This window comes from Streptomyces sp. NPDC001714, from assembly GCF_042892755.1.
Taxonomy (GTDB): domain Bacteria; phylum Actinomycetota; class Actinomycetes; order Streptomycetales; family Streptomycetaceae; genus Streptomyces.
On the sequence record NZ_JBIAUL010000018.1, the window covers coordinates 223,453 to 245,443 of the forward strand.

Sequence of the window (21,991 nt, forward strand, 5' to 3'; positions counted from 1 at the left end):
GACAGGGCGGTCGGGACCGCGCGGCATTGCCGACGGACAGGACTGGGAGGCTCGCCCATGGGGGGACGCTCACACACCTTTCATCGAGGGACGGCGACTCCCCCAATGGTAAAGGATCGGCAAAGTGGTCTCAGTGGTCGCCGTCCGCCAGCGGCTTCACCCACCGCCGCCACTGCTCCTGGGGCTCGTACCCCGCGGCCCGCCAGGCATGGTGCGCGATCTCGTTGCGCACCAGCACCATGGCGTCCGCGCGCCGCCCGCCCAGCCGTGTGAAGCGTTCCTCGGCAGCCGTCAGCAGGGCCGAGCCGATGCCGCGGCGGCGCCGCTGCGGATGCACGGCCAGCCGGTAGAGATGACAGCGCCAGCCGTCGAACCCCGCGATCGCCGTGCCCACGAGTTCACCGTCCAGTTCGGCGAGGAGCAGGGCCCCGGGGTCGGTGGCGAGGAGACGGTCCAGGCCGCCGCGGTCGTCGCTGATGCTGGTGCCCTCGGCCGCCGTCTTCCAGAAGGCGAGCACGGGGTCCAGGTCGGCGGGCCCGGCGGCCCGTATGCGCAGGTCGGTCATGCGGCAATCCCATCACGACCGCCTCCGCCCACCGGGCATTTCCACTATGCGGACAGCTCAGCGAGCACCGGGGCGAAGGCTTCCATGGACGGCTCCAGGACGGCCAGGTACGAGAACCCGTACCGCTCCCGCAGCCCCCGCACCCGGCCGGCGACCTGCTCCAGGGTGCCGACGAGGACGGTGGGCAGCGCGAGGGCCTGCTCCAGGGTCAGCTCGGGGCGCCGCTCCAGCAGCGGACCGAGCGCGGCCGCCGGGTCGTCGGTGACCGCCACGATCTGGATGAGCAGGTTCCGTTCGGCGGCCTTGGCCCGGTTCGCCGCCAGCTCCTCGTAGCGGGCCACCCGTTCGTCGAGTTCCCCGGCCGTGACCGGATCCAGGCGGCCCTCCGTGTTCCCCGGCACCAGGCGGGCCCCGGTGAAGGCCGCGATGTCCGCGTGCTCGGCGGTCAGGCGCAGCATCCGGTCGCCGTTGCCGCCGATCAGCAGCGGCACCCCGGCCCCGTCCGATTTCAGCAACTCCTCGACCGTGCGCCGCAGATGGTCCACCCGCGCACGCGGCGAGCCGAACGGCAGCCCGGCCCGGTCGTGCTCCGCCTGCACGTAGCCGGTGCCGAGCCCGAGTTCGAGACGGCCCCCGGTGAGCGCGGCGGTCGTCGCCACCTCACGGGCCAGCAGCACGGGGTTCCAGAAGCCCGCGTTGAGCACGAACGTGCCGAGCCGTGGCCGTACGGTCGCCTCGGCCGCCGCGACCAGTGCCGGGAAGGGGGCCGGCATGCCGAGGTGGTCGGGGACGAGGACGACGTCGTACCCGAGTTCCTCGGCGCGCCGGCACTTCGCGCGCCATTCGCCGGCCGAGGCGGGCGTGAGCAGGTTGACCCCGAAGCGGAACGGGCGTGGCATCGGCATCGGCTCTCTTCAGCAGTAGGCGCCTTGAACCACCTGAGTCATTCGTGCGCGATCGCCGCCAGCACGTTCATGCGCGACGCCCGCAACGCCGGCAGCAGCGCGGCCACGATGCCCACCACCGCCGAGCCGATCACGACCGCGACGATCGTGCCCCACGGGACGGCGAGGGCCTTCATGCCCTGGAGGGCCAGGACCTGCTGGGTGCACACGCCCCACACCAGGCCGAGCGCGAGCCCCAGCACCGCGCCGAACACCGCGATCACCACCGACTCCAGCCGGATCATCCGGCGCAGCTGCCGCCGGGCCAGCCCGATCGCGCGCAGCAGCCCGATCTCCCGGGTGCGCTCCACGACCGACAGGGCCAGGGTGTTGACCACCCCGAGCACCGCGATCACGATCGCGAGCCCGAGCAGCGCGTACACGAGGTAGAGCAGCACGGCGATCTGGTCGTGCACCAGCTTCTTGTAGTCGGCCTGGTCGCGGACCTGCACCTGCGGATACGGCGCCAGCGTCTGCTCCAGCCGCGAGCGCAGCCGGTCGGCGCTGGTGCCCGGGGCCCGGTTGACGTACAGCGACGAATCCTGGCCGCCCGGCACGTACTTCTCCACCGTGGCGATGCCGAAGAACAGCCCGCCCTGCGTGCCGAAGCCGCTGCCGCCGTCCTGGTCGGTGAGCGCGCCCACCTTCATCTCGGCCCGCTTCCCGCCCTGGAACTCGACCGGGAGCACACTGCCGAGGCGCACCTTGTGGTCCTCGGCGAAGGTGACGTCCATGCCGAGGCTGCCGGCGGCGAGCGCGGCCGCGGTGTCGCCGCCCTTGTAGGCGACATGGGCGACCTCGTCGACCTGGGAGTCGTACCCGGCGGCCGTCGTGGTGACCCGCTTGCCGTCCGGCAGCCGTACCGCCACTGGCGCGAACCGCTGCCGGACGACGAGCCCCACACCCTCCGTACCGCGCACCTTGTCGGTGATCTCCTGGGTGAACGGCAGGAAGTTGCTGTTCTGGACTACGAAGTCGGCGCCCAGTGTCTTGTCGATCTGCTGGTCGAAGGACTTGGACATGGAGGCGCTGGCCACCGACATCCCGCCGACCAGGGCGAGCCCCACCATGAGCGCGGCAGCGGTGGCGCCGGTACGGCGCGGGTTGCGCAGGGCGTTGCGCTGGCTCATCCGGCCGACCGAGCCGAAGAGGGCGGGGAAGGCCGCGCCCAGGACGCGGATCACCGGACGGACCAGCAGCGGGCCCGCGATGACCGTCGCGATCAGGGTCAGGACGACCCCGAGGCCCAGCAGCGAGGCGGCGGAGGCGGTCTTCGTGGCCGTCGCGCAGCCGGCCAGGGCCGCGGCCCCGAGCACGCCGACGACCCCGCCCACGATCGCCCGCGTCCGCAGCGGCTTGCCCACCCCGGCGATCTCGGCGTCCGCGAGCGCGGCCATCGGGGACACGGTGGCCGCCCGGCGGGCGGGCAGGTACGCGGCGACGAAGGTGACGCCGACGCCCACGACGTACGCGGCGACCGGTGTGCCCCAGCCGATCACCATCTCGGTGGCCTTGAGGTTCATCCCGAACGCGCTCATCAGCTTGATCAGCCCGAACGCCAGCCCGACCCCGGCGCCCAGGCCCAGTGTCGAGCCGACCAGGCCGAGCAGCACCGCCTCGGTGAGCACGGACCGCCGTACCTGCCGCCGGTCGGCACCGAGGGCGCGCAGCAGCCCCAGTTCCCGGGTGCGCTGGGCGATCAGCATGGAGAAGGTGTTGACGATGAGGAAGACGCCCACCAGGGTGGCGATCCCGGCGAATCCCAGCATCACGTACTTGATGACGTCGAGGAAGCCGCCGAGGTCCGCGGCCGACGACTTCGCCTGCTCGTCGGCGGTCTTCAGGTCGTACGTGCCGGTCCCGATCGCCGCGCCGATCCGGCTCTTGAGCCGGGCGTCCGTCACCCCCTGCGCGGCGTCCACCGAGATGCTGGTGGCCCGGCCGGGCGAGCCCAGCAGTTCCTTCGCGGCCACCGCCGGGTCGAGGAAGACCAGGGCCGCGCCCGGGTTGGTGGTGGTGAAGGTGGCGATGCCGACGATCTCCACCTTGAAGGTGCCGGGCTGGGCCTGCACGGTCAGCGTGTCGCCGATCCGCACGTGCTTCTTGTCCGCGGTGTCCGCGTCGAGCAGGGCCTGGCCGGCGCCCTGCGGGGCGTGCCCCGAGGTGAGCTTCACGGGGCTGCGGTGGGTGAGGTACCAGTCGGTGGCGATGGTCGGGGCGCCGGTGGTCGGGCCGACCGACTTGTTGTGGCTGTCGACCACCACGATGTTCTGGACGGAGACGTCCGCGTGGGTGTCCGCGACCCCGTCGACCTTCGCCACCTCGCCCGCCAGCGCGGCCGGCACGGTCTGGACGGCACCGGTCGGCACCGACGACTTGAGGTCCTGCTTCGGCTCCACCGTCACGTCGGCGGAGGTGGAGGCGAACAGCCGGTCGAAGGTGCGGGTGACGGTGTCGGAGAAGATCAGGCTGCCCGCGACGAACGCCACGGACAGGACGATGGCCAGCGCGGACAGCATCAGCCGTCCCTTGTGCGCGAGGAAGCTGCGCAGGGTTGCCTTGAGCACCGGGTCAGTCCTCCTCGGGCCCGGAGGACCCGGGTCCCACGTCGAACCGCTTCATGCGTTCCAGTACGGCGTCCGCCGTCGGCCCCTCCATCCGGTCCACGATCCGGCCGTCCGCGAGGAAGAGGACCAGGTCGGAGTGGGCGGCGGCGCCCGGGTCGTGGGTCACCATGACGACCGTCTGGCCGAGCTGGTCGACCGCCTCCCGCAGGAAGCCCAGCACCTCCAGACCCGCCCGCGAGTCCAGGTTCCCGGTGGGTTCGTCCGCGAAGATCAGCTCCGGGCGGGAGGCCAGCGCCCGCGCGCAGGCCACCCGCTGCTGCTGGCCGCCGGAGAGCTGGGCCGGCCGGTGCTTGAGCCGGTCCCGCAGCCCGAGCGTGTCGACGACCTGGTCCAGCCACTTCTCGTCGGGCTTCTTGCCCGCGATGTCCATGGGCAGGGTGATGTTCTCGGCGGCGTTCAGGGTCGGGATCAGGTTGAACGACTGGAACATGAACCCGATCCGGTCCCGGCGCAGCCGCGTCAGCTCGCGCTCCCTGAGGCCCGTTATCTCGGTGCCGCCGAGCCAGACCTGACCGGCCGACACGGTGTCCAGCCCCGCCAGGCAGTGCATCAACGTGGACTTGCCGGAGCCCGAGGGCCCCATGACCGCGGTGAAGCGGCCGCGCGCGATCTCCACGTCCACCGAGTCCAGTGCGAGCACCGCCGTCTCGCCCGCGCCGTACGCCTTGGTCAGTCCGCGGGCCCGGGCCGCGACCCCGTCGGCGGCGGGCGCCGCCTCCGCAGCTGCTGTGGACAAGACTGCCTCCCCGTTTCGCACGACGATCGTCCGACCTCTTTGTCCGGGTCGAGCGTAGTGTGACCCGTCCCACAGCCGGTATCACTTTTCGATTCCGATGCGCGCTGGCATTGCTAGCGCATCCGCGCTAGCTTCGAGGTATGGCGAAGACCCAGCTGAACGTGCGAGTGGACGAGGGCACCGCCAAAGCGGCCCGCGAACGCGCCCTCGCACGTGGTGTGAGCGTCAACCGCTACATAGAGGAACTGGTCATGCAGGACACGGGTGAGGCCGGCCGTACGTTCGTCGAGGCCGCCGCCGATTTCATGAAGCAGTACGAGTCCGTCTTCGCCGAGGAGTTCGGCGAGACGCCGGCCACCGACACGCCTGACAAGACCGAAGGCCGTCACTGACCCTTGAGCGACCTGACGATCGACCTCGCCTGGCTCCTCATGCTCGCCGAACAGAAGACCCCCGGTGACCCGCAGGTCACCGACTGGGGTGCGCTGATCGCCGCCGTCGCCCGACATCGTGCCGAGATATTCGACGTCCCGGTCTACGACACCCCGCAGGCCCGCGCCGCCGCCCTGCTCCAGCTGCTGATCCACGTCCCGGCCCTCGAGCGCTCGAACGCCCTGTTCGCGTCCGCGGTCGCCTACGCCTACCTGGTCGCCAGCGGCCTCAAGGTCGTCACCTCGCCCGAGCAGGTCCGCGACCTGGCCCGGCTGGTCAAGAACGGCGAGGCGAGCGTCGCCGACATCGCCCAGGAACTGCGCCGCTGGAGCCTGTGACCGGACCGGCGGACCCCGTGCTCAGGCTTCCGTGGGTGTGCGGGCGACGCCCAGGACGCAGTACGAGGAGGGCAGCCGCGGGCCGTGCTCCGGCAGGAACACCCGGCGGTAGGGGCCGAGTTCGAACCCGGCCGCGCGCAGCTCGGCGACCGGCTCCCGGGACAGATGGCAGCCGCCGGCCAGCAGCGGCCACACCGTCCGGTCCAGGGCCCGCTGGGTGAACCGCATCGCCGGGCCACCGCCCGCGCCGTGCTCGAAGAACCGCAGCTCACCGCCCGGCCGCAGCACCCGCCGTACCTCCGCGAGCGTCCGCCGCACATCCCGGACGCTGCACAGCACCAGCGAGAACACCGCCGCGTCGAAGGCCTCGCTCTTCACCGGCAGCGCCTCCGCCGCACCCGGCACCACGTCCACCGGGACGTCGGCGCGCACGGCGGCCTCCGCCGCCAACTGCCGCAGGGTGCGCTCCGGTTCGATCGCCACCACCTCCGCGACCGAACCGGGGTACCGGGCGAAGTTGAGCCCGTTGCCGGCGCCGATCTCGATCACCCGCCCGGACAGCCCGGAGAGCAGCCGCTCCCGGATCGCCGCCATCCCGAGACCGGTCTCGGCGGTGACGCTGCAGCGGGCGTAGAAACGCGCGAACAGCGGGTGGTGGACGGGATCCCGCACCGGTGTCCCGGCGCCGGCGGACATCAGCCGCATGACGACCTCCAGACCCTCAGGTCTCCAGACCTCCGGACGGAGGCAGGTCTACGGTGATTGTCCCCCGTTACGGCCCGTCGCACCCCCGCTGCCGCGGACGGCTCAGCCGATGAAGTCGCGCACCTGCTCGTAGACGCCGTAGTCGTCGTTCATGTCGGTGTGCGAGATGCAGCCGACGTCGACGTTGGTCGCCCCGCTCAGCTCCGCCGAGGTGTCCGGGTCGATCGCCGCGTCGCAGTCCGACCAGTACGCCGCGTACGAGACGCTGCCGGGCGTCTCGTCACCGGAGTTCAGGGCGGTCAGGAACGAGCTGCCGGTCGTCATCTCCTTGCAGGAGGTGTACAGCCACCCGCACAGCGAGGCGACGCTGGTCCCGTGGTTCACCCCGGCGACCGAGACGAAGTGGTTCACGTACGAGGTCCCGCCGAGGTTCTTGAGGTAGTAGCGGCTGTTGAGCGCACCCATGGAGTGCACCACCAGGTCGACCTTGGAGGCGCCGGTCCTGGAGAGGACGGACTGGATGTACGTGGACAGCGTCGAGGCCGTGGTGACGTTCGACTTCGTCCAGTCGTACGAGATCGCGTACAGCTCGGAGGACGAGTAGCCGTCCGCCTCGAAGTCCGCGATCCAGGTGTTCCAGCTGCTGGAGTCGCTGCTCAGACCGTGCACGAACACGATCGGCTCGTGGCTCGCCGCCTGCGCGGTGCCGGCACTCAGGGGGAGGGACAGAAGGAGCGAACCGGCTATCGCCGACAGAGCGGTTGCGATGCGACGCTTGGCGCGTTGCATGATGCCTCCTGAAACGGGTGGGGTTGTTCAGGAGTGTCAGGACGGGGCTACGCGCGCCGCATCGGCGAAGTCGCCAGTCTTTACGAGTCAACTAACTCGCCAGTAACGTCATTGGTGTGGTGATACCGGTGAACCCCCCACACCTTGACCGCACTTCGCCACCGCAGCCGACCGACGCGGGGCCGTGCCCGGCTTCGGCGCTCCCCGAGGGCGTCCGCGTCCGGGTCACACGAGTCGTATACGAGGACCAGCGCGCCGTGGCCGAACTCGTGCCGCGTCTCACCGAACGGCAGGCCGCCGGCGCCGACCCGCTGCCGGTCGAACCGGCCGAACTGGCACCGGGGTTGCTCCACGCGCTGCGCCGGGAGATCCGCGCTCTGCCCGACGAGACCCGGCTGCTGTTGCTGCTCGCCGCCGCCGACCAGTACCCGGTCGCCACCCACGCCTTCCTGCGCGCGGTCACCGCCGGCCGGCTCGACACCCGCCCGCTGGAGGCGGCCGAGGCGGCCGGGGTCGCCCACGCCGGTGCCGGCGGGGTGTTCTTCCGGGACCCCTGGACCCGGATCGCCGCGTACGGGACCGGCTCACCGGCCGACCGGCGCGCGGCCCACCTGCTGCTCGCCCGGGTGCTCGGCGGCAAGGGCGAGACGGCCCGCCGCTCCTGGCACCGGGGCGCCGCCGCCCTCGGCCCGAGCGCCCGGCTCGCGGCGGAACTGCGCGCCGCCGCCGACCGGGCCCGCGCCGAAGGACGGCCCGCCCTGGCCCGCGCCCTCGCCGAGCGCGCCGCCGACCTCTGCCCCGACCCGGTCGAGGAGGCCCGCCTCCTCGCCCTGGCCGCCGCCGACGCCTGGCGCTCCGGAGAGCCCGACCGGGCGAGACGGCTCGCCGCCCGCACCGACAACACCGCCCTCAACGGCGTCCTCGCCCTCAGGGCCGGCGATGCCGCCGAGGCCTTCGACGCCCTGCTCACCGCCGCCGTCCGGCAGGAACGTTCCGCCGATGCCGTGGAACTCCTCGCCCTCGCCACCGAGGCCGCCGTCTACACCGGCGACCTCAGACGCTGCCGCGAGGCCCATGTCCTCGCCCAGTGGCTGGACCTCCCGCCGTCCGGCATCCTCGCCGCCCTCGCCTGCGCCGTCGAAGGCCGCTACGCCGACGCCCGCGTCCTCCTCAAGGGCACCGCCGGCCGCTGCGGGCCCGGCGGCGACCCCGGTCCGCTGATCCACTCCGGCATCGCCGCGCTGATGCTCGGCGACCACACCCGCACCGTCACCGCCACCCTCCGGGCCGCCGCCGCCGCCCGGGCGCGCGGCATCCCCGGGACGGTCGCCCAGGCCATGGAGTTCCGCGCCTACGCCGACTTCTGGACCGGCCGCCCCCGGGCCGCCGAGGCCGCCGCACAGGAGGCCCTGCGCCAGGCCCACGCCACCGGGCAGGACAACGGGGCCTGCCATCTCCAGGCCGCGCTCGCCATGTTCGCCGCCGTCACCGGCGACGAGGAGGCCTGCCGGGAGCGCGCGGCGGCCGCCCGCTCACATGCCCTGACCCACGGACTGGGCCTGCCCGCCGCCCTCGCCCAGTGGGCGCTCGCCTTCCTCGACCTGGCGGGCGGCCGCTTCCCGGCGGCCGCCGCGCGGCTGCGCGCCCTCGCCGGCTTCGGGCCCGGACACGGTCACCGGGCCATCCGGCACCTGGCCACCCCGCACTACGTCGAGGCCGCCGTCCGCACCGGCGACACCCGGGTCGCCCGCGCCGCCTACGCCGACTACCACCGTTGGGCCACCGCCGTCCGCAGCCCCGACGACCTCGCGCTCAGCGCCCGCTGCCGGGCCCTGCTCGCCCCCGGCGCCGAAGCCGTCCAGCACTACCGTGCCGCCCTTGACCTGCACGCCCGCGGCACCCGGGACTTCGAACGCGCCCGCACCGAGCTGCTGTTCGGCGGTGCGCTGCGCAGGCTGCGGCAGCGCACCGAGGCCCGGGACCGGCTGCACAGCGCCCTGGAGGCCTTCGAGTCCTTCGGCGCCCCGCACTGCGCCGCCCAGGCCCGCGCCGAACTCCGCGCCCTGGGCACGGCGTTGACACCTGTCACCGGTGCGCCCGACCCGGCCGCCGTACTCACCGCCCAGCAGCTGATGGTCGCCCGGATGGCGGCCGAGGGCGCCACGAACCGCGAGATCGCGGACCGTCTCAACCTCAGCCCCCGCACCATCGACCACCATCTGCGGGGCGTGTTCGCCCGCTTGGGCATCCGCTCCCGGATCGAACTGGTACGGCTGCTCGGCGAGTCACCCTAGAGAGCGGCTCCGGGATCCGGGCAGGCGTCAGGTGCGCTGTCCTGGCCTCGCGACAGGCCGTCGGTCGAGTACGGCGCCCTCGTGGCTGGTCGCGCAGTCCCCCGCGCCCCTGAAGGGGCGCTCCACCGGCGCCCCCGAAGGGGCGCGGGGAACTGCGCGACCAGCCCCCACGCAGCCGCACCCGACCGACGCGGCCCGCCCCGGCACTAAGGTGCTTCCCGCCCCCGGAACGCCTCCGCGTCCCAGCTTCCGTCCAGCCGCGGCGACAGCCAACTCGGCGCCACCGCACGGAAGTCGGTGGGCGCCAGCGCCCCCGCCCCGGCGGGCAGCGCACCGAGCAGCGGCGCACCGGCCACCTCCGGCAGGTCGGCGACATTGCACCGCGACGCCAGATCGGGGGACTCCGGCCAGCTCCCGATCACCACGCCCAGCAACTGCAGCTCACGCCGCCGTAGTTCACGGGCCGTCAGCTCCGTGGTGTTCAGCGTGCCCAGCCCGGCCGACGCCACCACCAGCACCGGCGCGTTCAGCAGCCGGGCCACGTCCGCCAGCGTGCCCCCCGTCGCGTCGAAGCGGACGAGCAGGCCGCCCGCGCCCTCGACCAGCACCAGTTCGTGCTCGGTGGCCAGCTTGGCGGCGGCCTCGGCCACGTCCTGCGGCTGCACGGGGGCCAGCCCCGCCCTGCGGGCCGCCGTGCCCGGCGCCAACGGCTCGGGGAAACGCGCGACTTCGGCCGCGGTCACGGCACCGGCGAGCCGCGCTACCTCGTCGGCGTCCCCGCGCTCGTCGGGTCGTACCCCTGTCTGCGCGGCCTTCAGGACCGCCACCGAGCGGCCGGCCGCGAGCGCGGCGGCGGCGACCGCGGCCGTGGTGACCGTCTTGCCGACCTCCGTGCCCGTTCCCGTGATCACCAGGATCGGCATGCTCATCCCTCCCGCGCGGCGGCGCACACCGCGCGCGCGATCCGTGCCACGTCCGCGTCACCCGTGACGTACGGCGGCATCGTGTACACCAGGTCGCGGAACGGCCGCAGCCAGACGCCCTCGCGTACGGCGGCGGCCGTGGCGGCCCTCATGTCGACGTCGTGGTCGAGTTGCACGACCCCGATGGCCCCGAGGACCCGGACGTCCCGGACACCGGGGAGCTCCCGGGCGGGCGCCAGGCCCTCCCACAGCCCCGCCTCGATGCGCTTGACCTCCGCGAGCCAGTCCTGGCCGAGCAGCAGCCCCAGCGAGGCGCAGGCGACCGAGGCCGCGAGCGGGTTGGCCATGAACGTGGGCCCGTGCGCCAGCACCGGCACCTCGCCCCGCGAGATCCCGTCGGCCACCCGGGGGGTGCACAGGGTCGCGGCCATCGTCAGGTAGCCGCCGGTCAGCGCCTTGCCGACGCACATCACGTCCGGGGTGACGGCCGCGTGGTCCGCCGCGAACAGCGCGCCCGTGCGTCCGAAGCCGGTCGCGATCTCGTCGAACACCAGCAGCACGTCGTGCGCGTCGCACGCCTCGCGCAGTACCCGCAGGTAGGCGGGGGAGTGGAACCGCATCCCGCCGGCGCCCTGCACCACCGGCTCCACGATCACCGCGGCCAGCTCGTGCGCGTGCCGCTCGACCATCGAGCGCAGGTGCTCGGCGTACGACTCGTCGAACTCCGCCGGCGGCGCGTCGGCGAACACCTGGCGGGGCAGCACCCCGGACCAGAGCTCGTGCATCCCGCCCTCGGGGTCGCAGACGGACATCGGCTGCCAGGTGTCCCCGTGGTAGCCGCCGCGCCAGGTCAGCAGGCGCTGCTTCGCGGGGCGGCCGAGGGAACGCCAGTACTGCAGGCACATCTTCACCGCGACCTCGACCGACACGGACCCCGAGTCGGCGAGGAAGACGTGCTCCAGACCGGCGGGCGAGATGTCGACCAGGAGCTTGGCCAGCCGGACGGCGGGCTCGTGGGTGAGCCCGCCGAACATCACATGGCTCATCCGGCCGAGCTGGTCGCGCGCGGCCTCGTTGAGCACCGGGTGGTTGTAGCCGTGGATCGCCGACCACCACGACGACATGCCGTCGACCAACTCGCCCGAGCCGTCCGCGAGCCGCAGCCGGACCCCGCTCGCCGACTCCACGACGAGCGGTTCGGCCCGGCCGGGCATCGGACCGTACGGATGCCAGACGTGCCGGCGGTCGAGCTCCAGCAGCTCGGGGACGCTCAGGCCGGGGTCAGGCATTGGGCGCGAGATCCGTCCCGGCACCCCGGCGGCGGACGGCGACCAGGTCGGTGCGTGGTCCGTTGGCCGGGACGGTCACAGCCTCGGCGGCATCTTCGTGGGAACCGCACAGCGACCCGCACCCGGCGCCCTCGGCCGCGTGCGACCCGCACCCGCTGCCCTCGGCCGCGTGCGACCCACAGCCGCCGCCCCGGACCTCGGCCCGGTGCTGCGGCAGCGTCACCTCGTCCGCGCCCTCCACCACGAACCCGGCGTCCGCGATCATCTCCAGGTCGGCCTGGCCGGCCTGGCCCTCGGTGGTCAGGTAGTCGCCGAGGAAGATCGAGTTGGCCAGGTGCAGCGCGAGCGGCTGCATGGTGCGCAGATGGACCTCGCGGCCGCCCGCGATGCGGACCTCCACGTCGGGGCAGACGAACCGCACCATCGCCAGGATGCGCAGGCAGCGCTGCGGGGTGAGGTTCCACTCCTTGGCCAGCGGGGTGCCCTCGACCGGGATCAGGAAGTTGACCGGCACCGAGTCCGGGTCCAGCTCGCGCAGCGAGAAGACCACGTCGACCAGGTCCTCGTCGCTCTCGCCCATGCCGGCGATCAGACCGGAGCAGGCCGACAGACCCGCGGCATGCGCCTTGTTGACCGTGTCCACCCGGTCGGCGTACGTGTGGGTGGTCGTGATGTCCCCGTACGTCCCCTCGGACGTGTTGAGGTTGTGGTTGTAGGCGTCAGCGCCGGCCTCGCGCAGCCGCTCCGCCTGGCCGTCGGAGAGCAGACCGAGACAGGCGCACACCTCGACGCCCTCGTTCTGCTCCTTGATGGCCTTGATGGTGCCCGCGACCCGGTCCACGTCCCGGTCGGTCGGACCCCGCCCGCTGGCCACCAGACAGACCCGCTTGGCGCCCCCGGCCAGGCCCGCGGCGGCCGCCTTGGAGGCCTCGTCGGGTTTCAGCCAGCTGTACTTCAGGATCCCGGTGGACGAGCCCAGCCGCTGCGAGCAGTAGGAGCAGTCCTCGGGGCACAGGCCCGACTTGAGGTTGACCAGGTAGTTGAGTTTCACGCGCCGGCCGAACCAGTGGCGGCGCACCTTGCCGGCCGCGGCCACCACATCGAGCACGTCGTCGTCGGAGGTCGCCAGTACGGCGAGCGCTTCCTCGCGGGTCGGCAGCTCGCGCCGAAGCCCCTTGTCCACCAGCGTGTTCAGCAGGTCCATGAGAGCCGATCCTGTACTACGAGGCTGCTCCGGGCCAAGGAGAGTTTGCACAACCCTGTCAGTTCGACGTGTGGGTATTGCCACACAGTGGGCACCTGATGATCCCGCTAGGGTCTGTCCACTGCCTACAAATTCACCGGAGGGGCCATGGCGTTCGGCTGGATCGACGAACAGGCGGAACAGCGCCGCCGCGCCGGACTCGTACGGACCCTGCGCCCCCGCCCCGCCGATTCGCCGCTGCTGGACCTCGCGAGCAACGACTACCTGGGCCTCGCCCACCATCCGGAGGTCGCCGAGGGCGCGGTCGAGGCGGCCCGGACCTGGGGCGGCGGCTCCACCGGCTCCCGGCTGGTGACCGGTACGACGGAGCTCCACACCGAGCTGGAGCACGAGCTGGCCGGATTCTGCGGGTTCGAGGCCGCCTTGGTCTTCTCCTCCGGCTATGCGGCGAACCTCGCCGCCGTCACCACGCTCGGCCCGCACGGCTCCCTGATCGTCTCGGACGCCCTCAACCACGCCTCCCTGATCGACGGCTGCCGGCTGGCCCGGGGCACCACCCAGGTCGTCGGGCACGCCGACCCGGACGCCGTGCGCAAGGCCCTCGGGACGCACGAGGGGCCGGCCGTGGTCGTCTCCGACACGGTGTTCTCCGTCGACGGGGACGCGGCACCGCTGGCCGCGCTGGCCGAGGCGTGCCGGGAGCGCGGCGCGGGGCTGGTCGTCGACGACGCGCACGGGCTCGGGGTCCTCGGGGACGGCGGGCGGGGCGCGCCGTACTCGGCCGGGCTCTCCGGCGCCGACGACGTGGTGGTCACGGCGACCCTGTCGAAGTCGCTGGGCAGCCAGGGCGGGGTCGTGCTGGGCCCGGCCCGGGTGATCGACCACCTGGTCAACGCGGCCCGGACCTTCATCTTCGACACCGGCCTGGCCCCCTCGGCGGCGGGCGCGGCGCTGGCGGCCCTGCGGCTGCTGCGCCGCGAGCCCGGGCGCGCGGCACGCGCCCGCGAGGTGGCCGCGGAACTGCACGCGCGGCTGACCGCCGCGGGTCTGGAAGCGGTGCGCCCGGACGCCGCGGTGGTCTCCGTGCGGGCCCCGTCCCCGGAGCAGGCCGTGCAGTGGGCGGCGGACTGCCGGACGGCAGGCCTGGCCGTGGGCTGTTTCCGTCCGCCGTCGGTGCCGGACGGCATCTCACGGCTCAGGCTGACCGCCCGTGCGGACCTCTCCGGGGCCGAGATCGAACGCGCTGTACGTGTGATCGGCAAGACACGACCATGAGTCGGCGTGACACGGCCGGGCCTGGCTCGCGAGCGGATACGGAGTCGGGGATGGACGGGGTGCGAGTCTGATCGGTTTCGTTCCTCTCTGATCAGACTCTTCGGGGCTGATCAGTCGGCGAGCGCCGCCGTGAAACCCGCCCAGCTCTCGGGGGAGAAGAGCAGCGCGGGTCCGGCCGGAACCTTGGAGTCGCGCACGGCGAGCAGTCCGGCCGACGGGCCGGAGCGCGGCCGTGCCGTCTCCACACAGTTGTTCGCTCCGGTGCTGTAGCTGCTGCGCAGCCACCGCAGTCCGTGCAGATCAGCACTTGAAGGTACGTTCCGAGGCAGTGCAGTCATGGTGCCTCCTTACGCGCCGTCAGCTATTGCGGCGATGTAATCCAACGAGTCCTCGGGGGAAAGGGCGTGGATCCGGAGCGTGTCGAAGGCCTCCGTGTAAGCCTGGAGGTCTTCTTTCCGCTCCAGGTAGAGGCTACTCGTCAACTGGTCGATAACAACCACGTCCAGATCAGAAGTGCTCGGAAATGAGAAGATTACGAAAGGTCCGGTGATGCCGATGTGCGCCCCGGCCGCGAACGGCAGCACCTGCAGCCGTACTTGGGGCAGCCGGGCCGCCTCCATCAGCCGTGCCAGCTGCCGCGCCATCACGCCCGGGCCGCCCACCTCGCGGCGCAGCACCGCCTCGTCCAGCACCGCGTTCAGCTCCAGCGGTGGATCGTTGTGCAGCACGTCCTGCCTGGCCAGACGCACTTCCACCAGGGTGTCCAGGGCCTCGTCGTCGGGCCCGTCCATGGCGGCCCGGGTCACCGCACGCGCGTACTCGGGAGTCTGCAGCAGCCCCGGCACGACCAGGGTCTCCAGCGTGCGCATCGCGCCGGCCTGCGACTCCAGGCTGATGAAATCGCGGTAGGCGGGCGGCAGTACCCCACGATAGGCGTGCCACCAGTGGTGCCGTCCTGCCGTGTCCTCCGACCCCGCCAACACCAGGAGCAACTCGCGCAGTTGTCCCTCGACCACGCCGTAGGCGTCCAGGAGTAACCGCACATCGGCCGGTTTCACACCGCTGGCGCCGGTCTCGATCCGGCTCACTTTCGACTGATGCCAGCCCACCAGACGGGCGGCCTCACCGCTCGTGAGGCCGGCGCCGGTGCGCAGTGTGCGCAGTTCGGCGCCCAGTTTCCGGCGGCGTACCGCGGGACCGTTCTGCATGGGCTACTCCTTACTCCTTCCGAGCCGCCCAAATACGGTCTGAGGTCGCAGAGTTCACCGCTTCGAGCGACAGATATATGCATATCTTGGTGGATCGCTCCCCGTGACCGGCCCGGTAATGGCAGTCTGGCGAAGAAGCACCAGTCACGGGACCGTACTCGAACCATCCGCACCGTGTCGGACTCCGGTCCCGAGGAAAGGGACGACGTCGCCATGGCAGACCACCTGGAAGCATCCGTCACTCTGCCGAGCGATCCAGCCTCGGTCTCCGCCGCCCGCTCCTACGTGCTGGACACCCTCGCGGAGTGGGGACTGCCGCCGGAGACGGAGACCGCGGACACCGTCCGCCTCATTGTCTCCGAACTCGCCACCAACGCCGTGCAGCACACCTTCGGGCAGTCACCCACCTTCACGGTGGACCTCGTACTCGACCGTGACGAGCAGCTGCGTATCGGCGTCACGGACAGTCATCCGCGCTTCCCCAAGAGACTCCCCGCCGCGGTCCAGCAGGACAACGGGCGCGGCATGGTCATCATCCGCTGGCTGACCGCCGAGTGCGGCGGCAAGCTCCGGGTGCGCCCCACCCGGGAGGGCGGCAAGACCGTCTCCATCGAACTCCCCTGGACGGTCCCGGCGGGCACCGTCACGGCGGCCGGCCAGCAGGAGCCGTAGCCCCGAGCTCCTGCCGGCCGGCCGCCGTGGGAACGGGTCAGCTGACCCGGCCGTACCAGACGCTGCGCGTCCAGATCTTCTGGAGCTTCACCACGTCCCCGGTCTTCGGGGCGTGCCAGATCTTTCCCTTCCCGGCGTAGATGCCGACGTGGTACACGCTGGAACCCGAGTGGAAGAAGACCAGGTCCCCGGCCTTGCGGTTGCCGGCCGAGATGTGACGGGTCTTGTTGTACTGCTGGGCCGCCGTACGCGGCAGGGTCTTGCCCGCCTTCTTGAACGAGTACAGCGTGAGCCCGGAGCAGTCGAACCTGTTCGGCCCGGTGGCGCCCCACCTGTAGGGCGCGCCCTTCTTCGAGGCAGCGACCTGGAGTGCCTTCGTCGCCGTCGTGGCGGCCGAGGCGTCGGAGGCGACACCCGGGATCACGATCGAGCCGCCCACGGCGGCGATGGTCAGTGCCGAGGCCGTACCGGCCCGGGCCATCAGCGACGGAACACGATTGAGCGCAGTCATGCGCAACCCTTCGTCAGCCGCCTGTGAAGGATGACCTGTCGGATTCGGGCTGGCGAAGTTGCCCGGCCGTGTTGCCACGGCTTCACCCCAAGGGCTGCTCGGTCCGGTCATGGCGCGACCGTTCCGGCGACCCGTCGTGCTTGGGTCCTCCACTCCTGCCGATGCACTTCTGTCGACGGGTCAATCCGGGCGGCGGCAGGACTCGGCGTCCGCCCGGACCGCCCCGCCGCTGTGGCGGGGGCTTGTCGTCAGACAGGGATCTTCACTCACGTGTGTCCGAAAATCCCAACGGAATCGGGGATTTGTGGGGTTACTCACCACCCACCCGTTCGGGTGGACAGCCCTGTGTTCGATTCTCCGTCAACTGCCCTGCGTAGCCCCGGACCTGCGCGGAAGCCGCTCGCGGGCACCGCCGCACGGGCAACCTGAGCGGCCCCCGCGGTCAGGTAAAACCACGCCACACTCCGCCGAACGGCGGTAACTCCTTTGGATCGTTTCGCCTCCGGACCGGTCGCGCCGTCGACGCGGCGGACCGGATTCCGGCGGGCGTCACCGTACGGAGTCGGGCGGGAGTGCGACGCGAGCGGTCCGGCGCTCGCCGTCGAGCACCCGCAACGCCCGTGCCAGCGTGTCCCCGTGAAGCTCCGTCTCGCCCCGCAGATGCATCAGGGCCAGCGCGTCACGCAGCTCGGACGCCGCGCGCACCAGCGCCTGCGCGGCGCGCAGCCCACGGTAGGTGTCCTCGTTCTGCGCCGGATTGATCCGGCCCAGTAAATCCACCACGTCCAGATAACGGTCGATCAGCTCGCCCTCGGCGCGGGTCAGCGCGGGCAGCGGCGGCAGCTCCGGCGGCAGCATCGGCGGCTCACCCCGCGTCCGGCAGCCCGGGCGAGGTCCGGCGGCTGGGCACGACCCGGTCCACCAGTCCGTACGCCAGCGCCTCCTGCGCGTCCAGGACCAGGTCCCGCTCCAGATCCTGGTGGACCTGAGCCGCCGTGCGCCCGGTGTGCCGGACGAGCATCCCTTCGAGCATCGCCCGGACCCGGTCCAACTCCTCGGCCTGGATGACCAGATCACTCGGCTGGCCCTGCACCGGTTGCGGCAGCGACGGCTGCTGGAGCACGATGCGCGCGCCGGGCAGCACGGACCGCTTGCCCGGTGTGCCGGCCGCCAGCAGTACCGCGGCCGAGGCCCCGGCCTGCCCGAGGCAGATCGTCTCCACGTCGCAGCTCACGTACTGGACCGTGTCGTAGATCGCGGCCATCGCGCTGTACGAACCGCCCGGGGAGTTGATGTACAGCGAGATGTCCCGCTCCGGAGCCGCGTACTCCAGATACATGAACTGCGCCATCACGTCGTTGGCCGAGGTCTCGTCGACGGGTGTGCCGAGGAAGACGATCCGCTCCTCCAGCAGCTTCGAGTACGGATCCAGGGTGCGCTGCCCCGCGGCCGTACGTTCCGTGAACTCGGGCAGGACATAGCGGGCGGACGGTCGGGTCATGGCGTACCCCTCCTCGCGACTGAGGCAGCCCGGGAGCCGGGCTCTCTGTTGAAAATGTACAGGACGTACAGATCATTGAGTGGGGATTCCGCTGTCACCGAACAAGATGTGATGTCCGGGGTGCCCCGTAAGCTGGGTTCATGGCCTACGAGATTCCGGTGACCCAAGCCAGGGCTGAGCTCGCCGAACTGATCAACCGGGTGGTGTACGGCGGTGAGCGCGTCGTCGTGACGCGCCACGGCAAGCCGCTGGTCGCCCTCGTCTCCGCCGCCGACCTCGAACGCCTCGAAGAGCTCCCGGAACCCGCCGAGGAGCACGTGGACCACGTGGTCAGCTCGGTCTCCACGGTCCGCGAGACCACCGCGGCGGTACGTCCGGAGCGGGGCCGCTTCGGCATCGCGGCGGAGCACCGGGGGGCCGCGGGCGCCTGAGTGGGGCGGATGCGGTCCGCCGCCGTTCTGCAGCGCTCGCAAGGGGTGTGGGGCTGTATTCATGTGCGGCTCCGCCGCATGGGCGCGACCGGCGTTCGAGTGAGGGCCGTTCGGGTGTCGCGCGCTCCTGTGCGCCGGTCGTGAGGCTCCTGCGCCGGTCATGAAGTGATCAAGGTCCGGTTAACGTCGCCGAAACGCCGGCGAACTAGCCTGCCGATCCACGCCACCTGGGGTTTTCCTAGCCGGATTGGGTCCGTGAGCCCAATCCGTCGCGGTGGCCGCGGCAACCGGGCCCCGCACGGTCCGGAGCGAGGACTGTGAGGTGGGACGTGCAACTGACCCCGCACGAGCAAGAGAGGCTGCTGATCCACGTGGCGGCCGACGTGGCCGAGAAGCGCCGGGCCCGCGGGCTCAGGCTGAACCACCCCGAGGCGGTCGCCCTCATCACGTCGCACATTCTCGAAGGCGCGCGGGACGGCCGTACCGTCGCCGAACTCATGGCCTCCGGGCGCAAGCTGCTCACCAGGGACGACGTCATGGAGGGCATCCCCGAGATGATCCACGACGTCCAGGTGGAGGCGACCTTCCCGGACGGCACCAAGCTCGTCACCGTCCACGACCCGATCGTCTGAGGAGGCGGGCCACCGATGATTCCCGGAGAGGTGTTCTTCGCCGACGAGCCCGTCGTATTCAATGCGGGCCGTGAGGTCACCCGGCTGACCGTCCTCAACGCCGCCGACCGGCCCGTCCAGGTCGGCTCCCACTACCACTTCGCCGAGGCCAACCCCGGACTGGAGTTCGACCGCGACGCGGCCCGCGGCAAGCGGCTGAACGTCGCCGCCGGCACCGCCGTCCGCTTCGAGCCCGGCATCCCCGTCGACGTCGAACTCGTGCCGCTCACCGGCGCCCGGGTGGTCCCCGGGCTGCGCGGCGAGACCGGAGGTGCCCTCGATGCCTGAGATCTCCCGCGCCGCCTACGCCGACCTGTTCGGACCGACCACCGGTGACCGGATCCGGCTCGCCGACACCGACCTGGTCGTCGAGATCGAGGAGGATCGTTCCGGCGGCCCCGGACTCGCCGGGGACGAGGCGGTCTTCGGCGGCGGCAAGGTCATCCGCGAGTCCATGGGCCAGTCGCGTGCTACGCGCGCAGAAGGCACCCCCGACACGATCATCACCGGTGCCGTGATCATCGACCACTGGGGCATCGTCAAGGCCGACATCGGCATCCGCGACGGCCGCATCACCGGCATCGGCAAGGCCGGCAACCCCGACACCATGGACGGCGTCCACCCCGACCTGGTGATCGGCCCCGAGACCGAGGTCATCGCCGGCAACGGACGCATCCTCACCGCGGGCGGCGTCGACGCGCACGTCCACTTCATCTGCCCGCAGATCGCCGACGAGGCGCTGGCGGCCGGGATCACGACGCTGGTGGGCGGCGGCACCGGGCCCGCCGAGGGCTCGAAGGCGACCACCGTCACCCCCGGCCCCTGGCACCTCGCCCGGATGCTGGAGGCGATGGAGCAGTACCCGCTCAACATCGGCTTCCTCGGCAAGGGCAACACCGTCTCGCACGAGGCGATGCTCTCCCAGATCCGGGGCGGGGCGCTGGGGCTGAAGCTGCACGAGGACTGGGGCTCGACCCCGGCCGTCATCGACGCGGCCCTGACCGTCGCCGACCGGACCGGCATCCAGGTGGCCATCCACACGGACACGCTGAACGAAGCGGGATTCGTGGCGGACACCCTCGCCGCGATCAGGGGGCGCGGGATCCACGCCTACCACACCGAGGGCGCGGGCGGCGGGCACGCCCCGGACATCATGACCGTCGTCTCCGAACCGCACGTGCTGCCCAGTTCGACCAACCCGACCCGCCCGTACACTGTGAACACCGCCGAGGAACACCTCGACATGCTGATGGTGTGCCACCACCTGAACCCGGCGGTGCCGGAGGACCTGGCCTTCGCTGAGTCGCGGATCCGGCCGTCGACCATCGGGGCCGAGGACATACTCCACGACCTCGGTGCGATCTCGATCATCTCGTCCGACGCGCAGGCCATGGGGCGGGTGGGCGAGGTGATCCTGCGGACCTGGCAGACGGCGCACGTGATGAAACGGCGGCGGGGCGCGCTGCCGGGTGACGGGCGGGCCGACAACCACCGGGCACGGCGGTACGTCGCCAAGTACACGATCAACCCGGCCCTCGCGCAGGGGCTGGCCCGGGAGATCGGTTCGGTCGAGACCGGGAAGCTGGCCGACCTCGTGCTCTGGGAGCCCGCGTTCTTCGGGGTGAAGCCGCAGCTGGTCCTCAAGGGCGGGCAGATCGCCTATGCGCAGATGGGTGACGCCAACGCGTCGATCCCGACGCCTCAGCCGATCCTGCCGCGCCCGATGTACGGGGCGATCGGGCGGGCGCCGGCCGCCAACTCCTTCAACTTCGTCGCCCCGTTGGCGATCGAGGACGGGTTGCCGGAGCGGCTGCAGCTCGGGAAGCGGTTCGTCGCCATCGAGTCGACCCGTGGCGTGACCAAGGCGGACATGCGGGAGAACGACGCGCGTCCGCGGGTCCGGGTCGATCCCGACAGCTTCGCCGTGCACATCGACGGGGAGCTGGTCGAGGCGACACCGGCCGCCGAACTGCCCATGGCCCAGCGCTACTTCCTCTTCTGAGAGCTGGTGGGTGTGGTGTCACGGGCAGCGTTGCTGGTGCTGGCCGACGGCCGCTTTCCCGCCGGAGGGCATGCGCACTCCGGCGGGGCGGAGGCGGCCGTCAAGGCCGGTCGGATCACTGGGGCCGCGAGCCTGGAGGAGTACTGCCGGGGACGGCTGCACACCGCCGGGCTGGTGGCCGCGGCGTTCGCCGCGGCCGCGGTACTCGGGGCGGACGTACGGGAGTTGGACGCGGCGGCCGATTCGCGGACGCCGTCGGCCGCGCTGCGGGGTGCGGCGCGCCGGCTCGGCCGGCAGCTGCTGCGGGCGGCGCGGGTCGCCTGGCCCGGTACCGAACTCGACGTGCTGGCTCGGGAGTTCCCCAAGGGGGCCCATCAGCCGGTGGTGTTGGGGGTGGTGGCCCGGGCGGCGGGGCTTTCGGCGGAGGACGCGGCTTACTGCGCGGCGTACGAGTGCGTGAGTGGGCCGGCGACGGCGGTGGTGAGGTTGCTGAGTCTGGATCCGTTCGAGGCGACGGGGGTGCTGGCTCGGTTGGCGGGGGAGGTGGACCGGGTGGTCGACCGGGGGGTGGAGGCGGGGCGGGAGGTGGTCGCGGGGGCGGGGGTCGATGCGTTGCCTGCGGCTTCGGCGCCGTTGATGGAGATCGGGGCGGAGTGGCATGCGGGGTGGGCGGTGCGGCTGTTCGCGTCGTAGGGGGTGTGTCGCCCCCGCCGCCCCTACCCGTCCCGTCCTCCAGGGGGTGGGCCCCCTTCGACCGCCCGGTTCGGGGGCTGCCGCCCCCGGGCCCCCGCTTCGGCCTGAACGGCCTCGTCCTCAAACGCCGGACGGGCTGGGGGGGGTGGGGGTGCGGGCCGGTCTTCGTCCTCAGGCGCCG

24 protein-coding genes and 1 riboswitch are annotated in these 21,991 nt (G+C 72.1%); of the genes, 10 read left to right on the forward strand and 14 right to left on the reverse strand.

The features are described 5' to 3' along the window. Positions 1-130 precede the first annotated feature (130 nt). Genes ACFY0P_RS38665 through ACFY0P_RS38680 form a run of 4 tightly spaced genes read right to left on the reverse strand, consistent with a single transcriptional unit; the run spans position 131 to position 4,872 of the window. The gene (locus tag ACFY0P_RS38665) at positions 131-565 is read right to left on the reverse strand and encodes a GNAT family N-acetyltransferase (protein ID WP_388924379.1); all 435 of its coding nucleotides are present in this window, start codon (positions 563-565) and stop codon (positions 131-133) included. A 44-nt stretch (positions 566-609) separates the two neighbouring features. Beyond that, the gene (locus ACFY0P_RS38670) at positions 610-1,464 is read right to left on the reverse strand and encodes a TIGR03621 family F420-dependent LLM class oxidoreductase (RefSeq protein WP_388924456.1); all 855 of its coding nucleotides are present in this window, start codon (positions 1,462-1,464) and stop codon (positions 610-612) included. A 44-nt stretch (positions 1,465-1,508) separates the two neighbouring features. Then, complete coding sequence (locus ACFY0P_RS38675) at positions 1,509-4,076, reverse strand: ABC transporter permease (protein WP_388924382.1); 2,568 nt, start codon at positions 4,074-4,076, stop codon at positions 1,509-1,511. A gap of 4 nt (positions 4,077-4,080) precedes the next feature. Continuing rightward, complete coding sequence (locus ACFY0P_RS38680) at positions 4,081-4,872, reverse strand: ABC transporter ATP-binding protein (RefSeq protein WP_388924385.1); 792 nt, start codon at positions 4,870-4,872, stop codon at positions 4,081-4,083. A gap of 140 nt (positions 4,873-5,012) precedes the next feature. On the opposite strand from ACFY0P_RS38680, the gene ACFY0P_RS38685 reads away from it, so the two are divergent. Both ACFY0P_RS38685 and ACFY0P_RS38690 read left to right on the forward strand, forming a co-directional pair. After that, positions 5,013-5,264, forward strand: coding sequence for a toxin-antitoxin system HicB family antitoxin (locus ACFY0P_RS38685; protein WP_388924388.1), 252 nt, complete (start codon positions 5,013-5,015; stop codon positions 5,262-5,264). Between the two features lie 3 nt (positions 5,265-5,267). After that, positions 5,268-5,642, forward strand: a complete 375-nt coding sequence (locus tag ACFY0P_RS38690; RefSeq protein WP_388924391.1) for a fic family toxin-antitoxin system, toxin component — start codon at positions 5,268-5,270, stop codon at positions 5,640-5,642. A 21-nt stretch (positions 5,643-5,663) separates the two neighbouring features. Here ACFY0P_RS38690 and ACFY0P_RS38695 read toward each other — a convergent pair whose 3' ends face one another. Then, positions 5,664-6,347 (reverse strand): class I SAM-dependent methyltransferase, encoded by a 684-nt coding sequence (locus ACFY0P_RS38695; RefSeq protein WP_388924394.1) that lies wholly within the window; start codon positions 6,345-6,347, stop codon positions 5,664-5,666. Positions 6,348-6,449: 102 nt separating this feature from the next. Next, the gene (locus ACFY0P_RS38700; RefSeq protein ID WP_388924397.1) at positions 6,450-7,136 is read right to left on the reverse strand and encodes an esterase/lipase family protein; all 687 of its coding nucleotides are present in this window, start codon (positions 7,134-7,136) and stop codon (positions 6,450-6,452) included. Positions 7,137-7,252: 116 nt separating this feature from the next. Here ACFY0P_RS38700 and ACFY0P_RS38705 point away from each other — a divergent pair, with 116 nt between their 5' ends. Next, entirely contained in the window at positions 7,253-9,430 is a 2,178-nt protein-coding gene (locus ACFY0P_RS38705) for a LuxR C-terminal-related transcriptional regulator (protein WP_388924400.1), read from the forward strand. A gap of 206 nt (positions 9,431-9,636) precedes the next feature. Here the strand turns inward: ACFY0P_RS38705 and bioD are convergent, their stop codons facing one another. Genes bioD through bioB form a run of 3 tightly spaced genes read right to left on the reverse strand, consistent with a single transcriptional unit; the run spans position 9,637 to position 12,846 of the window. Beyond that, entirely contained in the window at positions 9,637-10,353 is a 717-nt protein-coding gene (gene bioD / locus ACFY0P_RS38710; RefSeq protein WP_388924459.1) for a dethiobiotin synthase, read from the reverse strand. A gap of 2 nt (positions 10,354-10,355) precedes the next feature. Next, positions 10,356-11,642: an adenosylmethionine--8-amino-7-oxononanoate transaminase gene (locus tag ACFY0P_RS38715; protein WP_388924403.1), complete on the reverse strand. Its 1,287-nt coding sequence runs from the start codon at positions 11,640-11,642 to the stop codon at positions 10,356-10,358. Continuing rightward, complete coding sequence (gene bioB, locus ACFY0P_RS38720) at positions 11,635-12,846, reverse strand: biotin synthase BioB (protein WP_388924406.1); 1,212 nt, start codon at positions 12,844-12,846, stop codon at positions 11,635-11,637. The genes ACFY0P_RS38715 and bioB overlap by 8 nt, the downstream gene beginning before the upstream one ends. Positions 12,847-12,993: 147 nt before the next feature. Here bioB and ACFY0P_RS38725 point away from each other — a divergent pair, with 147 nt between their 5' ends. Continuing rightward, positions 12,994-14,121, forward strand: a complete 1,128-nt coding sequence (locus ACFY0P_RS38725) for an 8-amino-7-oxononanoate synthase (RefSeq protein WP_388924409.1) — start codon at positions 12,994-12,996, stop codon at positions 14,119-14,121. A 110-nt stretch (positions 14,122-14,231) separates the two neighbouring features. On the opposite strand, the gene ACFY0P_RS38730 is transcribed toward ACFY0P_RS38725, so the two are convergent. After that, the gene (locus tag ACFY0P_RS38730) at positions 14,232-14,459 is read right to left on the reverse strand and encodes a DUF397 domain-containing protein (protein WP_388924412.1); all 228 of its coding nucleotides are present in this window, start codon (positions 14,457-14,459) and stop codon (positions 14,232-14,234) included. Positions 14,460-14,468: 9 nt separating this feature from the next. Beyond that, positions 14,469-15,329 (reverse strand): helix-turn-helix domain-containing protein, encoded by an 861-nt coding sequence (locus ACFY0P_RS38735; protein WP_388924415.1) that lies wholly within the window; start codon positions 15,327-15,329, stop codon positions 14,469-14,471. A gap of 213 nt (positions 15,330-15,542) precedes the next feature. On the opposite strand from ACFY0P_RS38735, the gene ACFY0P_RS38740 reads away from it, so the two are divergent. After that, a complete protein-coding gene (locus ACFY0P_RS38740; RefSeq protein WP_351955781.1) occupies positions 15,543-16,001 on the forward strand; it encodes an ATP-binding protein in 459 nt (152 codons plus the stop codon). 37 nt (positions 16,002-16,038) lie between these two features. On the opposite strand, the gene ACFY0P_RS38745 is transcribed toward ACFY0P_RS38740, so the two are convergent. The 3 genes from ACFY0P_RS38745 to ACFY0P_RS38755 all read right to left on the reverse strand — a co-directional run bounded on the left by ACFY0P_RS38745 (position 16,039) and on the right by ACFY0P_RS38755 (position 18,013). Continuing rightward, the gene (locus tag ACFY0P_RS38745; protein WP_388924418.1) at positions 16,039-16,512 is read right to left on the reverse strand and encodes a C40 family peptidase; all 474 of its coding nucleotides are present in this window, start codon (positions 16,510-16,512) and stop codon (positions 16,039-16,041) included. A 3-nt stretch (positions 16,513-16,515) separates the two neighbouring features. Next, positions 16,516-16,700: riboswitch (cyclic di-AMP (ydaO/yuaA leader) on the reverse strand. 361 nt (positions 16,701-17,061) lie between these two features. Beyond that, a complete protein-coding gene (locus ACFY0P_RS38750) occupies positions 17,062-17,370 on the reverse strand; it encodes a hypothetical protein (protein ID WP_388924421.1) in 309 nt (102 codons plus the stop codon). Between the two features lie 7 nt (positions 17,371-17,377). Further along, on the reverse strand, positions 17,378-18,013 hold the full coding sequence (locus ACFY0P_RS38755) for an ATP-dependent Clp protease proteolytic subunit (protein ID WP_388924424.1): 636 nt from the start codon (positions 18,011-18,013) through the stop codon (positions 17,378-17,380). 140 nt (positions 18,014-18,153) lie between these two features. Between ACFY0P_RS38755 and ACFY0P_RS38760 the strand changes: the two genes are divergently transcribed. The 5 genes from ACFY0P_RS38760 to ACFY0P_RS38780 all read left to right on the forward strand — a co-directional run bounded on the left by ACFY0P_RS38760 (position 18,154) and on the right by ACFY0P_RS38780 (position 21,810). Beyond that, entirely contained in the window at positions 18,154-18,444 is a 291-nt protein-coding gene (locus ACFY0P_RS38760) for a type II toxin-antitoxin system Phd/YefM family antitoxin (RefSeq protein WP_093505866.1), read from the forward strand. A 329-nt stretch (positions 18,445-18,773) separates the two neighbouring features. Further along, entirely contained in the window at positions 18,774-19,076 is a 303-nt protein-coding gene (locus ACFY0P_RS38765) for an urease subunit gamma (protein WP_037782101.1), read from the forward strand. 15 nt (positions 19,077-19,091) lie between these two features. Beyond that, positions 19,092-19,403 (forward strand): urease subunit beta, encoded by a 312-nt coding sequence (locus ACFY0P_RS38770; RefSeq protein ID WP_388924428.1) that lies wholly within the window; start codon positions 19,092-19,094, stop codon positions 19,401-19,403. Next, positions 19,396-21,117, forward strand: a complete 1,722-nt coding sequence (locus ACFY0P_RS38775) for an urease subunit alpha (RefSeq protein WP_388924431.1) — start codon at positions 19,396-19,398, stop codon at positions 21,115-21,117. Before ACFY0P_RS38770 ends, ACFY0P_RS38775 begins: the two co-directional genes overlap by 8 nt. Positions 21,118-21,132: 15 nt before the next feature. Next, on the forward strand, positions 21,133-21,810 hold the full coding sequence (locus ACFY0P_RS38780) for an urease accessory protein UreF (RefSeq protein WP_388924434.1): 678 nt from the start codon (positions 21,133-21,135) through the stop codon (positions 21,808-21,810). The last annotated feature ends 181 nt before the right edge of the window (positions 21,811-21,991 follow it).